General features: G+C 42.5%; 11 protein-coding genes and 1 tRNA gene. 5 read left to right on the top strand and 7 right to left on the bottom strand.

Annotated features, from left to right (window positions below; translation table 11 throughout):
• Positions 1 to 5: 5 nt before the first annotated feature.
• The 3 genes from ACM0P2_RS20385 to ACM0P2_RS20375 form a co-directional block, all read right to left on the bottom strand.
• Positions 6 to 2,864: an alpha-L-rhamnosidase gene (locus tag ACM0P2_RS20385; RefSeq protein ID WP_159119842.1), complete on the bottom strand. Its 2,859-nt coding sequence runs from the start codon at positions 2,862 to 2,864 to the stop codon at positions 6 to 8.
• Between the two features lie 288 nt (positions 2,865 to 3,152).
• Positions 3,153 to 4,571: a sugar porter family MFS transporter gene (locus ACM0P2_RS20380; protein ID WP_159119843.1), complete on the bottom strand. Its 1,419-nt coding sequence runs from the start codon at positions 4,569 to 4,571 to the stop codon at positions 3,153 to 3,155.
• Positions 4,572 to 4,600: 29 nt separating this feature from the next.
• Positions 4,601 to 5,815: a XylR family transcriptional regulator gene (locus ACM0P2_RS20375; protein ID WP_159119844.1), complete on the bottom strand. Its 1,215-nt coding sequence runs from the start codon at positions 5,813 to 5,815 to the stop codon at positions 4,601 to 4,603.
• 171 nt (positions 5,816 to 5,986) lie between these two features.
• Between ACM0P2_RS20375 and xylB the strand changes: the two genes are divergently transcribed.
• The 3 genes from xylB to ACM0P2_RS20360 all read left to right on the top strand — a co-directional run bounded on the left by xylB (position 5,987) and on the right by ACM0P2_RS20360 (position 9,051).
• Positions 5,987 to 7,447 (top strand): xylulokinase, encoded by a 1,461-nt coding sequence (gene xylB / locus ACM0P2_RS20370; RefSeq protein WP_159119845.1) that lies wholly within the window; start codon positions 5,987 to 5,989, stop codon positions 7,445 to 7,447.
• A 72-nt stretch (positions 7,448 to 7,519) separates the two neighbouring features.
• Positions 7,520 to 8,839: a xylose isomerase gene (xylA, locus tag ACM0P2_RS20365; RefSeq protein ID WP_159119846.1), complete on the top strand. Its 1,320-nt coding sequence runs from the start codon at positions 7,520 to 7,522 to the stop codon at positions 8,837 to 8,839.
• A gap of 136 nt (positions 8,840 to 8,975) precedes the next feature.
• Positions 8,976 to 9,051 (top strand) — tRNA-Phe (locus ACM0P2_RS20360).
• Between the two features lie 151 nt (positions 9,052 to 9,202).
• Here the strand turns inward: ACM0P2_RS20360 and ACM0P2_RS20355 are convergent.
• The 3 genes from ACM0P2_RS20355 to ACM0P2_RS20345 all read right to left on the bottom strand — a co-directional run bounded on the left by ACM0P2_RS20355 (position 9,203) and on the right by ACM0P2_RS20345 (position 13,402).
• Positions 9,203 to 10,723 (bottom strand): S41 family peptidase, encoded by a 1,521-nt coding sequence (locus ACM0P2_RS20355; protein ID WP_159119847.1) that lies wholly within the window; start codon positions 10,721 to 10,723, stop codon positions 9,203 to 9,205.
• Between the two features lie 279 nt (positions 10,724 to 11,002).
• Positions 11,003 to 11,317 (bottom strand): cupin domain-containing protein, encoded by a 315-nt coding sequence (locus ACM0P2_RS20350; RefSeq protein WP_131094903.1) that lies wholly within the window; start codon positions 11,315 to 11,317, stop codon positions 11,003 to 11,005.
• A gap of 63 nt (positions 11,318 to 11,380) precedes the next feature.
• On the bottom strand, positions 11,381 to 13,402 hold the full coding sequence (locus ACM0P2_RS20345; protein WP_236547173.1) for a multiheme c-type cytochrome: 2,022 nt from the start codon (positions 13,400 to 13,402) through the stop codon (positions 11,381 to 11,383).
• Between the two features lie 353 nt (positions 13,403 to 13,755).
• Between ACM0P2_RS20345 and ACM0P2_RS20340 the strand changes: the two genes are divergently transcribed.
• Positions 13,756 to 14,394, top strand: a complete 639-nt coding sequence (locus ACM0P2_RS20340; protein ID WP_159119849.1) for an RpiB/LacA/LacB family sugar-phosphate isomerase — start codon at positions 13,756 to 13,758, stop codon at positions 14,392 to 14,394.
• Positions 14,395 to 14,448: 54 nt separating this feature from the next.
• On the opposite strand, the gene ACM0P2_RS20335 is transcribed toward ACM0P2_RS20340, so the two are convergent.
• Positions 14,449 to 14,634, bottom strand: coding sequence for a potassium transporter TrkG (locus ACM0P2_RS20335; protein WP_419227778.1), 186 nt, complete (start codon positions 14,632 to 14,634; stop codon positions 14,449 to 14,451).
• Between ACM0P2_RS20335 and ACM0P2_RS20330 the strand changes: the two genes are divergently transcribed.
• Positions 14,558 to 14,809, top strand: a complete 252-nt coding sequence (locus tag ACM0P2_RS20330; protein ID WP_236547174.1) for a hypothetical protein — start codon at positions 14,558 to 14,560, stop codon at positions 14,807 to 14,809. The two genes, ACM0P2_RS20335 and ACM0P2_RS20330, sit on opposite strands and share 77 nt — an antisense overlap.
• The last annotated feature ends 133 nt before the right edge of the window (positions 14,810 to 14,942 follow it).

Below are 14,942 nucleotides of genomic sequence, written 5' to 3'. Positions count from 1 at the left end.
TATTTTTATTGTTCAATCGTCACTGAATGTTGCCCAGCTCCATATATACGGCTTGGTTTATCCTGCAATGAAACCATGGCTGACGAATTGCTCGGCACTTCGAATTGCCAATGAATTGTATTGCCACGGCGTTGCCAATTGCTCACTATTTTCCCATAGCCCGTCTTATAACTCACTTCAACCCATTCTAGGTCTTTGGGGAATACAGGTGATAGTTCGAAATGTTGGTATCCGGGGTTGTCACCAAGTGGTCGAATACCGCCTAAACCCTCGTAAAACCAACCGTCATATCCACTGTGAAAAGGGTGGTTTAATGAGCGTCCCGGTGGGTTTCTACCTTCTGGATCTTTAGTTGGATCCCATACGCCTTTACGCTCCCATAGGGTTGTTGCCTTGAGATTATCGAATTGCCACTGGTAACCTGGATAGCCCTGAGCCGTAAATATACCAAAAGCAGTATCTCCGTAACCGTAATCACTCAGTGCGCGATATACATAAGTTTGACCCAATGCGCCAATAGAGCCGTGACCATTCCAGCTTTCCACAACATCTTTATTCAGTGCTTCGGCAACAGAAGACCTTAAGTGTATAGGGGTAATACCGAATCTAAGTGCCATGGCGTCAGCGGTTTGGCTCCCATAATGCCCGGTTTTTGGGTTATAAAATTCTTTGTGATATTGCGAGGCAATCCTTTCGAATAAAGCACTATAGTGTTTAGCTTTTTCCGGTTTATTCAGAAGCGTAGACATTTTAGCCATTAGGTCGGCGCCATGTGCTAAAAAGCCAGATGTCGTCATCGTTGGTAGAGTATATTCAGGATTACAGCGTTTGCGCGTCATCCCGGGTACTCGAACTGGATCACACCAGTCACCATAGCCATCGCGCAGAAGGTTATCGGTTAGTTGTGTCTCCGCAGCGTCCATGTATTCCACCATACTATCGTACTGTTCGGCGATTACTTGGATATCACCATGATGGCGATAATGCTCCCAAGCAATAATGACTTCAGCTACAGCCCAATCGTACTTTTCGCCGTGTGAACGTTTGCCAGGAACGACTGCCGGTGCGATGTGACTTGATGTCTCGAAGTCACCTAAATATTTTGCCCAGAGGTTTTGCATGTCGTAATTGTAGTTACCAGTAATCAGCGCTGCATGTGCATCACCTGTCCACCCAGCTCGCTCTCTTATTGGGCAGTCCATCGGTAGCGCCATTAAATTTCCTTCGTAACTCCACAGCGCCATGCCATGAATTTTATTTAGTAATTTACTAGAGCTTTTAAATTGCCCAGCAATTTCAACGTCGCTTCGAACTAGATGTCCGTGTACGGCGTTCAAATCTGGCTCAAAGTCTATGCCTGTTAATTCTAGATAACGAAAACCATGCCAAGTAAAAACCGGACTCCAAAATTGCGCGTCTTCTCCAGAAGCTATATAGGTATCAACCTGTTTTAGAAGTGGTGCACCTCCCCCAGACTTTTGGCTTAAATTACCGTCTATGTCTGCCCATTCTCCGTAGCGCATATGGACAGCTTGCCCTGGTTTTAAATTTAGAGCTTCTAGGTTTAATGTTGGTATACCAGTGAAGTTTTGTCCGAAGTCGAAAACCCAAACATTCTTTTGCGGTTGATAAAGCTTAATAGGTTCTAATTTTTTTATTGCTCTTATTGGCGGCAGAAGCTGTGGTTCCAATGATTCAGTAGGCCATTCATCCAAGGCTTCAACCGGTTGCCAGTTAAGTAGATTATTTGCAGATGTATTTACGTTCCATTCTTCAACAGCTTCATTGGCGTCATAAAGCTCTCCAGAAAAAAGCCCTTCTTTTAAAATAGGTGAAGGGTGTGATATCCAGTTTTCATTAGACGCTACAATTTGACTGCTTCCATCTTCATAAATAAGTTCTAATTGGGCTATGAATTTCGGCTGTCCATAGGATAAGGTTTTCTGATTTCTCTTATCCTTAGCTGCGTCTGGGTTAGACCATTTGCTAAAGGCAATGTTCTCGTCGTACCAGCCGCTCCCAAGATGAACGGCGATAGTATTCTGACCGTTTAATAGTAAATCGCTGACTTCATCAGTGTTATATAAAATACGCTTATCAAAATCAGTTTGACCCGGGTCAGCAAGTCGATCATCAACCTTCTGTCCGTTTAAGAATATTTCATAGTACCCACCAGCTGTGCTGTGAAGTTTAGCTCTCGCGATTTTTTTGCCAGTTTCTGTAGTAAATGAGTGACGAAATAAGCTGGCAGTCGGCTGCTGCTTTAATTGTTCAACAACGCCTAGCTGCTTTTTGAAAGCACTCTCCGGTAGTTTTTCAGTAATATTGGGGTGAATATTGGCTGCATATTTTATCCAGTTCAGCCTGTCTTCTGTTATCTTCGCTATATCGCGCTCTTTAACTTGTACCCATTTGGCATGCCAGTCGGATTTTTTAAGTAACCCCATTTCCCAGTATGAGGGGGGGCTCCATTCACCGGGCGTTTCGGCGCCTTTTGACCAGACTCGAACTCTCCAAACGGCTTTGCTATTTGCCTCTAGCGTCGGACCTTGATAGGGAACGTTAACAGAAATACTAGATATGATTTTCTCGCTATCCCAAAGATCTGGAAAGCCAGAAACTAGTTTGTCCTGAGTAGTAGCGACTTGTATTTGGAAAGCCTCTTGCGCTTCAACATTGGCATGCCAGGATAACCTTGGAGTTTCGTTGTGAACGTTAAGCGGATGGATATTATCTTCAACTAGTAAGTTACTAGGTTGTGGTTGTTCATTATATTGTACTTTGCTGGAACTTGATTCAGGTTCAGGAAGGGTACAAGCAACTAATATAAGCAATGAGGCGACAAAGGTAAGGTGTCTTAACATGTAATTTTGCTCTTCTCATAACAATTTAAAGGTTCATGATGAATAGGCAATCTTCTTGAAGATTGATACCCAAGATTTGTAGCTATTTTTCAAAATTAGTCGTCGCAAAAAAAAGCACTTTCAATATGTAAGGGCTTTGACGTAACTAACTACTTGAGAGCTGCTACCAAAATTCTTTTACGGTGTCACAAGTTTTACTTAGAAAGAGTAGTAACTAGGTGCCAGCAAGCATTCACCGAGGCACCTATTTAACTAAATTGCAAAAGCCTAATTCTTTAGGACAGGTAATTAGCCCTGCATATCTTCAAGTTCTACGCCTCTAGTTTCATAGACATAACGTACAACAAATACAATCGACAGCAGTGAGAAAAGCGCATAGAGGCCGTAAGCACCTGCGAGCCCTATACCTGCAAGCAACATCGGGAATGACCAAGTTATTAGAAAGTTTGTTGACCATTGGACTAAGCCGCTAACAGCAAGGCCTGAACCTCTTATCTGATTTGGGAACATTTCCCCTAACATTACCCACATCACAGGCCCCCATGAGAAGTTAAAGCAGAAAACATAGAGGTTCGCTGCAATCAAGGCTATTGGGCCCCATTCGTTTAGAGATAACTTCCCATCAACAGACTGCTCAGCATTTAAGAAGGCAATGGCGAGCACGGCAAGCGTAACTGTCATGCCAATAGACCCCCACTTTAACAATGGTTTACGGCCCACTTTGTCGATCACGGCGAGAGCAACAATGCATGCCGCTATACTTATAGCTCCACTTATAACGTTTATTAGTAATGCGTCAGACTCAGAAAAGCCTACGGCTTGCCATAGTACAGCTCCATAGTAAAAAACAACGTTTATACCCACGAGTTGCTGTAGCGCAGCTAAACCAATGCCAATCCATACTATAGATTTCAACTTCCCTGAGCTTTTATCGATTAAATCCTTCAACTGAGGCTTATGATCGTCAGATAGTGATGCTTCTATTTCCATAAGTTTATTCTGAGCTCGTGTTCCATATAGCTTACTAAGTACCGAGCCTGCCTCTACCGTTTTTTGTTTGACCACCAGAAAACGTGGACTTTCAGGAATGAATAGAAGCATTATGAAAAAAAGTGATGCTGGCACTATCTCCATCCAGAACATCCAGCGCCAAGCTTCAAAATCCAACCAAAGTTTTTGAGTAGAGCCTGAAGCGATATCAGCAAGAAAATAATTACTCAGAAAGGCTGTGAAAAGGCCCCCGATAATAGCTATTTGCTGTATAGAGGCGAGCATACCTCTATATTTTGCTGGTGATACCTCTGCGATGTATGCGGGCGCCATGACTGAAGCTGCACCTACAGCAAGGCCCCCGATAACTCGATAAAGAACAAACTCGACACTGCTTGTGGCTACACCTGAACCCCAAGCACTTATTAAAAAGAAAATAGCGGCAACAAGCAGTAGAGACTTACGGCCGTATTGATCAGCTAAGCGTCCAGCAAAAAAAGCACCCACGGCACATCCTAAAAGCATACTGGATACATTGAAACCAGTGCCTACACTTTGAGAATTAAAAGCGGTTTGCAGCCCATCAACAGTGCCATTTATCACGCCACTATCGAATCCGAAAAGGAACCCTCCTATCGTCGCTACGATAGTTATGAAGAGAATAAACCCAGTGTTTGTCGATTCACTAGGAGTGTTATTGGTTAATGTCGTGTCCATATTGTTTTCTCTATTGTTATAGTCCTAATCTAGGAGATGTTGATAAGCGGGCTTTCTGATTCACTTTCTAAATAATCAGGTTGCGCTGCTTGGCGGTACTCAACAGGAGTTTGATCAAAGTGTTTACGAAAAAGCGCATACATATATTGAACCGAAGGATAGCCACAGCGCTTTGCTATTTCGCTACTGTGCGCGTCGGTCTCTTTTAACATTCTGCATGCTCTGTTTAATTTTTCGTTGTGTATTTCGGTGTGAATGCTATGGCCCCGCTCTTCTTTAAAACGGGCCTCTAAGTTAGACCTTGAAATGCCTACGTGGTCCAGCACTTGGTCAACTTTTATACCCTTACAGGCATTCATTCTTATAAAATGCGACGCTTGCATTACAAGAGGGTCTTTGATGGCTTTAAACTCTGTTGACTGTCTTGCCGCTACGGTAACAGGGGGGACGAGTAACTGGGTGTTCTTAGGCGCGTGCCCTTTTAGTTGTCTGTGAAGTAGCTTCGCAGCTTGAAAACCCATTTCGAGACAACCTTGTCTAACAGAGGACAAACTAACTCGGCTCAAGAATCGCGTAAGTTCATCGTCGTCGATTCCAATAACGGCAAATCGCTCTGGAATGAGCAGGTCTAAATGGTCACATGCTTGGAGTAGATGCCTAGCTCGGGAATCTGTAACAGCTACAATCCCGGTAGGCGCAGGTAAACTTTTAAGCCAATCGGTAAGCCTCTTTTGAGAATATTGCCAAGTCTCGGCCCTCACAGCATGACCACGATAAACATAACACTCATATCCATGCTGCTTAGTAAGAGCTAACATTGCGTTTTCGCGCTCTTGCGCCCACCGCTGCCCTTCACTAATTGGGCTACCATAGAACGCAAACCTCTCTATACCCTTTTGGCGTAAGTGTTCAAATGCGGCTTCTACGAGCGCAAAGTTATCCGTGGCAACATAGGGCACATTGGGGTAATTGCTTTTGTCTTGATAAGAGCCCCCTACGCCAACAACTGGTACAGATGTACTAGTCAATGCGCGCTCTATCGCAGGGTTATCGAAGTCGGCAATTATGCCGTCACCGCGCCATTCATCTAAATGCTCCAGCCGAGTTAAGAAATCTTCTTCTAAATACAAATCCCAATCTGCATCTGATGTTTGGAGGTACCGCCCAATCCCTTCGATAATTTGTCTGTCGAATATCTTACTCGCATTCAGAAGTAGCGTAATACTGTGCGCTTTTTCGAACATGTTAGCTTCCTACGTATAAACAAATTACGTAACGTTTATTATGATTATTTGTTTAGTGATACTAAACCAGGATGTTGTAATTAACAAAACGATTACAAAATTTCGTAATTGATATAAACGCTTTTAGTAATCAACATTCGTACATCAGCGCTTATTTTATGAGAAATGTCGATGTACATAGGAATAGACTTAGGCACCTCTGGTGTGAAAACTGTGTTAACCAACGAAGCTGGAGCGATTGTTCATTCAGTAAGCCGTCCGCTTAGCGTATCTATGCCGCATCCCCTTTGGTCGGAGCAGGATCCTAACGACTGGTGGCAGGCCACCTGTGACTGTCTTGATGAGTTGAGTGATAAGAACAGTTTATCTACCGTCAAAGCAATCGGCTTGAGCGGTCAAATGCATGGTGCGACGTTGTTGGATAGTAAAGGGAACGTTTTAAGACCTGCAATATTGTGGAACGACGGTCGAAGTACCAACGAGTGTGAAGAGCTAACTCGCTTAGTGCCAGACTCGTCTATTCGTACCGGCAACCTCATAATGGCAGGTTTCACTGCCCCCAAAATTGTTTGGGTAAGAAAAAATGAGCCAGAAATCTTTTCTAAAATAGACAAAGTTCTGCTTCCGAAAGATTTTTTAAGGTATCAGCTTACCGGTGAGTTTGGGTCTGATATGTCGGATGCCGCCGGTACCGTTTGGCTCAATACCGAGTCTCGTAGTTGGGATGAAGAACTATTAAAAGCCTGCGGCTTGAGCGTCGACAACATGCCTTCTCTTTATGAGGGCAGCAGCATTACAGGGCACTTAAAAGACTCACTACAGGCACGCTGGGGAATGCAGGATGTCATTATTGCTGGTGGTGCTGGCGATAATGCCGCGGGGGCAATTGGGTGTGGAATTTATGAGCCTGGTCACGCAATGCTATCACTTGGAACATCAGGTGTTTATTTTGCCGTAACTGATCGATTTACCGTAAATACTGCTCAGGCTGTTCACAGTTTCTGCCATGCTATTCCTAATCGTTGGCATATGATGTCGGTTATGCTCAGCGCGGCGAGTTGCTTAGACTGGTATGCAAAGCAAAGTGGTTATGCCGAAGTCGGGTCTATGATTGACGATGTACAGAAAAATACAAGCCACCATGACACTCAAACACCTGTTTTTCTCCCTTATCTAACGGGCGAAAGAACACCTCATAATAACCCTTCAGCTAAGGCCGCATTTTTTGGGGTATCGGCATCGACTGAGCGGGTTCATATGGCACGAGCTGTCATAGAAGGGGTTTCGATGGCACTTGCTGACGGCATTGACGCGGTGCATCAAAGTGGTGTCACTGCAAAGTCAATAAGCCTTATAGGTGGAGGCGCAAGAAGTACTTTTTGGCGTCAGCTCCTTAGCGATATCAGCGGTTACGAACTGGAGTACAGAGAGGGCGGGGATGTTGGTCCGGCTCTTGGAGCAGCTCGGCTGGCCCAACTCGCTGCCAATCCGGATGCCGACCTTTCAGACATATGCTTTAAGCCAAAGCTTGAGGCGACATACACACCGAACAAAAAGATTCATGACAATTACCTCAATAAACGGCAGAAGTTTAGAGAATTGTACTACGCCGTCGAGACATTTTATTCGTAATGTTGCGGTTTGAGTTAAAAACTGTAAGTGACTGTTACGTATCAATATGGTGCGGACTACAAAGGAAATACTATGAGCAACTATTTTGAAAGCATTCCTTCTATACAATATGAAGGGCCAGATTCAACGAACCCACTTTCGTTCAAGCACTACAACCCCCAAGAGGTGATTGGTGGTAAAACAATGGAAGAGCACCTTCGCTTTGCAGTGTGCTACTGGCATAACTTCTGTTGGGATGGCGCCGATGTATTTGGAGGCGGCACGTTTAATAGACCTTGGCTTACTGCGGGTGATCCCATGGAGAGAGCCAAACAAAAAGCCGATGTAGCGTTTTCATTTTTCGAAAAGTTGGGTGCGCCATTTTATTGTTTTCATGATATTGACGTAGCACCAGAAGGCGACGCTATTCAAGATTACATTCGCAATTTTGGGGAGATGACAGATGTCTTAGCCCGTAAGCAAGAAGAAACCGGTATGAAACTCTTGTGGGGAACCGCTAACGTATTTAGCCATCCTCGCTATATGTCTGGCGCGGCAACGAACCCAAATCCAGAAATCTTCACTCGGGCTGCTACTCAAGTTTACCATGCGATGAATGCGACCAAAACCCTCGGCGGTGCAAACTACGTCTTGTGGGGTGGCCGTGAAGGTTATGAAACGCTTTTGAACACGGACTTGAAGCGCGAACGCCAACAATTTGGTCGCTTTATGAATATGGTTGTTGAGCACAAGCACAAAATTGGTTTTGATGGATTATTGTTGATTGAGCCAAAGCCTCAAGAACCAACTAAGCATCAATATGATTATGATACAGCTACGGTTTATGGCTTCTTGAAAGAGTTCGGTTTGGAAAAAGAGTTCGCTGTAAATATTGAAGCCAACCACGCGACCTTGTCTGGCCACTCTTTCCATCACGAAGTGGCTACGGCATTTGCGCTTGATATTTTCGGTTCAATTGATGCAAACCGAGGTGATCCGCAGCTTGGTTGGGATACCGATCAGTTTCCTAATTCAGTAGAAGAAATGACACTTATTTGTTACGAAATTCTGAAAAACGGCGGTTATACGTCAGGCGGATTCAATTTCGATACTAAATTAAGACGTCAAAGCCTTGATGCTGAAGATCTTTTCTTGGGTCATATTGGTGGCATGGACACCTGTGCGCTTGGTTTGAAGAAAGCTTACGAATTGTTATCTAACGGTGTGTTGGATAGTAAAGTTAAGAGTCGCTATGCAGAATGGAATTCTGTGTTCGGCAGAGAAATCTTAGACGGTAATATGTCGCTAGAGTCTTTAGCTGAGCACGCGAAAGCCAAATCTTTAGACCCTAAACCAGTATCTGGAAAGCAAGAAGGGCTAGAAAACATAGTGAATCAGGTTATATACAGATAATGTTTTAAACCCAGCTACAAGTTAAAAAGGGCAAACACTTCTGCCCACTTACAATAAAAACAATAGGTTAAAAGCTTGCAGGCACTTTGTTAAAGCTCGCAAAGTTTTTATCAAGCTTAAATAGCACACTTTATGTGCCTAGATAGCTCAGTTGATAGAGCTGCGGGTTGAAAATCCGCGTGTCTTTGGTTCGATCCCGGGTCGAGGCACCATTTACAGAAAACCTGAACATTTTTGTTCAGGTTTTTTTGTCCTTAAAAAATTTCCATAGAACAGAATCATATAATTCTTTTACCTTGTACCTTTCACAATAGCATTTAGAGAATGATTAGTGGCTTCAAGGCCATTTATTTGAAGTATATGTCACGGTTCTTGAATAACATGCTTAAACCACGTTTTTAGTTGCTCCTGGTCTGCAAAATTTCCTTCATACTTAATATCTGGTTCTAAATTTTCAGGTTGTGAGGCTTCCAACAGCGTCAATGCTCTATATGGAATGTTTACCTTCATATTGTTTTTTGTACGAATACTAATCTGGTCTGTATAGATAGTACTCATATGTGGATGTTCACCGATGTGGATAACGTTATCCAATTCCTTCATTATTTTTAGAAAAACTACACATGCACTAGCGCACCTACCGTCTGTCAATATGTAGATTTTTTTCGCAAACTTTTTCGTTCTTACATTGTTAAAATTTGAATAAAATGTTTCCGTCGAAACTACAGGAAAAACGATGCTAGAGAGATTTCCAGCTAAAGCTTTTTTTGAAACATTCACTAAGCGTTCTAGCATAACTTGATCATAACTAATTTGCTCTTGGCTAATAGCTATTTTCCTTAGTCTTTTATCTAAAACATCAATTAGTTCATCCGTAATACGAAATCTATTGTAAGATATTTGCTCAACAGTAGTGGAAGAACGTAGATGATTTGGAACTAATGACTCTATTATTTCAAAGACTCTAGTGCTTGATCCTCCGGTATTGAACCTCAAATCGATTACTGTTGCTTCTCTTTCTTCTATTGATTGCAGTCGTTTTAAAAATCTATCTTGAAAAATTTGATTTTCTTTTTCATTAAAACTGAATGAGGGTATAGCTATATATATTATACCGTTGCTCTGAACATTAACTACTTGTGAATTCATATTTTCATTAATGAGTAAGCCCTTAGAATTCTCTGCGTCAAATGATGCCCATTTGATATCGTAAGAAGTGCTTTTTTTGTCTGATTCACTAGTAAAAACACAGGTCTTCCATTTTTGAGAATTCAAGAGCGGAAAAATTGATGGAAATCTCATCGAAAACAAATTTATTACTTTTTGGGTAGAATTGACTGAATGAGTGTTATGGTTCACATAAGGTAATATACGTGACTCCCATATTGTTTTGACGCTAAGCCCATCGCAAGAGGCTAGCTTATCACCAACAGCAGGCAATTTTTTATCCCAAGATGGACTGACATACTTAACTGTATAAGTATTATCCAGTTGATAACCTGCCCACGATGGATTTTCAGGGCCTATTTGCCAAAATCTAAAGGAAAATTTGTTTGAGACAAAACACCCAATACAATACTTATAATGACCAGAGTTTACGTGTATGTCTTTAAAACCGTTAATATAATACTTTACGACGGCAGTAGCGTCTTCTATGTTATCAATCTCTGCTAATTTTTTCTTTGCAACTAAATAGCCCTCTTCGTGCCAACTAGCTACCTCAATTTCCGATAGGCCAGGATGGATAACCTCAATATTTTTATAAATAACCTTAAGGTCTTCTTCCACCCTGTGTTGCCAAGTGATAGCAGAGAACTCATGAATCGTATCAAGAATTAAAGTAGCAATGATAAGCCCAAAAAAGAGAATGAATGTTTTGCGCATGATAGCCAACTAATTATGTTGTTTGTAAAACACGTATTCTGTCGACTATCTTATAAATTCTAAGCTAAATCATAAGCAGATATGTAAGCTCAATATTACCCACAAAAGTAACTATTCGAATAGAAGCCACTATCGAAGAACACAATAAATAACTGCAAAACCGAGTAACGTTTATGACGATTAACGCTATCTTTGAATCGAAAAGACCTCCAATGACCACTCTACTTCATCACTGAAGGCCCTTACTTCAAGACGTAATTTTCACTTCTTAATTGCTTTTTATAAGAAGTCTTCCCGCATTGGGCTGAACATGTCAATAAGGATCCCACCGGTTTCTGTAGTGGTACCGTGCTCAACATGTGGATCGATCACGCAGCTATCTCCTGCCTTCAATACCTTGAGTTTACCGTCAATGACGAAGTTAAATTCACCTTCTTCGCAGTAAACAATTTGTGTATGACGATGGCTGTGGGCGTAACCTTCTGCGCCTTTTTCAAACCATACTTTCACGGCCATAGCATCGTCATTGTATGCGAGTATCTGACGTTTGATACCGCCACCCATATCTTCTACAACACCTAACTTTTCAGACATTTCAGTTTTCCTTCTTAAAGTGTTTTAACAATCAATTACGTGATTTCTGCGCATCTACGGACGCTAAATTTTCTCTAGTTCTTTTCTAAAGTATGTAGATTCACCGTTGAGCCCCATTTTTTGGGATAAAGCCAATCCGAGTTGTAGCAATTCGTATCGACCTTCCACACTAGGGCTTCGTGCTTTTAGCAACTCAATAGCTCGTTTGGTATTACCTGCTTTGTCTAGCGCTAAGGCCAAAATATACAGATAGTTGCTGTTTGTAGGCTCGATATCGGTGGCAGTGGTAAAGTGTGTTATTGCAGTATTCAAATCTTGGCTACGTATTAAGCGCATTCCTTCTGCGTAGTGCATTAACGGTGAGTGTTGATTGGCATTTAGGCCTTTCTCAAGTGTTGCTGCCTCTAAAGCGCTATCTCCCAAAGAGCGGTATAAATTCGCTAGGTTTATGTAATTAGGCTCAAAGAATGGGTCTCGGGATATACCTGCCTCAAGAAAATATTTTGCTTTTTCAAAGTTACCTTGATTAGCTTGAATAAGACTAGCGTTTAAGTTTCCTTCACCACGCCAGAGGTTTTGTTCAGATGCTTCGTATAACTCGTCTAATACTTTTGCGGAAATAATGGCCAATTCCCCCGAAGCTATTAGCTGTTCAGCAGCCGAAACTCTAACCGCCTTATATTCATCCGCTAAAAGCGCTTTTAGAAGCTCGACGCGTCTGTGTTTATCGACAAGAAATGAAATATCGGAAAATGCTAGACGAACTAAGGGGCTCTCGTCATTGGCCAGCATTTTGGCATACTTATACGCTAGAGTTTGAACTGATGCGGGGAGCAGTGAAACGACAGTCGCTCGTTTTATATCAGGCAGTGCTTTGTTTTTTGCTAAGGAAAAGTGACTATTGAGTGTCAAGGTGTCGCCACTCAGCAATAACATATATTGCATTTCAGCAGGGTGTGAAGGCGCTGACGGGCCATGCCACTCGTGAATTTTGTCTTGCGCCCATTGCGGGCTTTTGTCTTCGTGGCAGCTATTACAGGCGTTAGGCGTGCCAAACTTCTCAGTAAGGTGCGGTGCTGGGACCTTGAAACTATGATCTCTCCGTTTATCAACGCCCATGTAAGTATTCGTAGGCATGTGACAATTTACACATTGTGAGCCCTGACTATTGGGTTCGTGCTTATGATGCTCGACGTCATCATATGCTGTTGCTTTGTGGCACTGTAAACAGAGGCCATTTCCTTCGACTTTCACTTTCGCAGTATGCGGGTTGTGACAGTCGTTACAGTTCACGCCAGCCTCAAACATTTTACTTTGTAAAAACGAGCCGTAGACATACACTTCATCCTTTATCTGGCCATCAACATGGTATTGCGGGGTAGTCAGCAAAGTGGGTTTAAATTGCGACAAGAAAGGTTCAGATGGTGTGATACCATCGGTGAGTGGAGTGCGAAGTGAATGGCACGCAAAACAGCGTTCCATGAAGCTATTGTCGCGCTTTGGGCCTTCCCATGTGGCTATTTTTTTGTCTTTACCTAAAAGCCAGTTGCCAATATCTTGCTGTTCGCTTTCAGAAAGCACCGAGTGAGAAGAGCGGTTACCAGCATAGTGATTGTCGTCGACGTGACCATGGCAAGATTGACAAGAAACGTTTATCTCATTCCACACTGTATTGAATGTGTCTTTTTCACTGTCGTAGTTTCTTTTTAATCCTGACGAGTGACAGTCCGCACACATACCATTCCAATTCTGCAAAGGCTGAAGCCAGTGCAGCCTATCCTGCCTGCTTATCTCCTCGTCGGGATATATGGGGTACCATTTTTGACCGCGGTTCGACTTATCTCTTGAGTCCCATGCAAATGGAAAGACCTGCATTTTTCCCTGTTCAGTTTTGATAAGGTATTCTTGAAGAGGAAAGTGACCGAACACATAGCTGACTTCGTAAACCCTCGGTTCTTTTTTATCTTCTTGAAACTTTATATAGAACTTTTTACCTTTTTTATAGAATGTGGCTTTTTGATTGAAATGTTCAAACGTAAAGTCATTAAAGTCGCCTAAAACCGTGTTTTCTGAGGCGATAGCCATTGCTTTACTGTGGTCCGATTCTAGCCAATCGGTCAGCTCTTTCTCATGACAAGCACCACACTGGTGCGCCTCGTTTGCAAAAGAACTGAAGGAAATACTAATAAGAGTGAGTAAAAAGCACAGTCGTAACATTAATTAAGAAAACCAAAAGCAATAAAATACAATCATAAAATATCACGGTAGAAGTACGATCGCTAACATTCGATTAACTTTCATTCTCTTGTGACGTATGTAAAGCGCGAAATGAGGTAAATTCAAAAACGAATGAGATTACGATTTAACTTAATTTGCTTATTAATGACAGATAAAGATGATATCATCAGTTTGAAATTCAACTTTATTCAGGAGTAGTCATGAAGATTGCCTTAATGATGGAAAATAGCCAAGCGGCGAAGAACCCTGTAATTCTTAAAGAATTGACTTCTGTGGCCGACTCGCTAGGACATAGTGTTCATAATGTAGGTATGGAAAGTGAAACCGATCATCACTTAACTTATGTACACCTTGGGATTATGGCCGGCGCTCTTTTGAACTCTGGCGCTGTAGACTTCGTTATCGCCGGCTGCGGTACCGGGCAGGGCGCTATGATGTCTTTGAATGCGCAACCTGGTGTTTTCTGTGGTTATTGTATCGATCCTTCTGACGCCTTTTTGTTTAACCAAGTAAATAACGGTAATGCGTTAGCGCTTCCTTTTGCGAAAGGTTTTGGTTGGGGAGCTGAGCTGAACGCCCGTTATATTTTCGAAAAGGCTTTTACTGGTGAGCGCGGAGCTGGTTATCCGGTTGAAAGACGCGAGCCTCAAGTGCGCAATGCCGGTATTCTTTCAGAATTAAAAGCGGCATTGGCATGCGACAACTATGTCGATACATTGAAGAAAATTGATCAGGAATTGGTAAAAGTTGCAGTGTCTGGTGAGCGCTTTCAAAAGTGCTTGTTTGAAAATGGCAAAGACGAATCTATCAAGTCATACATCAAAACGCTCGTATCATAAGTCAACTGTAGCCAGTGTAAGGCGTGGACAATACGCCTTACCCTGTTTTTATTCTTATCCAACGGGTAGCGTACTATTTGGATACTTGATTCTTTTCTGACGAGGGCAAGTAAGAAAATACGCAATGGTCAGTGGGCCCAATCGGCCAACAAACATCAAAAATATGATAACAAGGCTTCCAGCATCAGATAACTCTCCGGTTAAACCGCGTGATAATCCTACTGTACCTAAAGCCGATATAGCCTCAAAAATAATATCTATAAATGCCGCATTTTCGTTTGTCGATAAAAAGGCCCATTCGTTTATAGGTGATATTAACGTAAGCGCTAGCGCTTACCCACCAATTTCACTCGACTACGCGCTACCGAATATCGATGGCGAGGATGTACTGCATATAGGTAAGGCCGAACAATAAAGGCAACAATCTTTATGCCGCTTTCGGTATTTATAGAGCCTCTTCCAATAAGCATCAACAGTAGCGTTAGCCAAGTAACAGCACTTTCTCATGCACTCACTATCTATAGTGTTGAAACGAGCCGTGAAGGGCG

This window comes from Alteromonas sp. OM2203 (assembly GCF_048517045.1).
Lineage (GTDB): Bacteria > Pseudomonadota > Gammaproteobacteria > Enterobacterales > Alteromonadaceae > Alteromonas > Alteromonas gracilis.
This window is presented reverse-complemented; position numbering and strand designations above follow the sequence as displayed.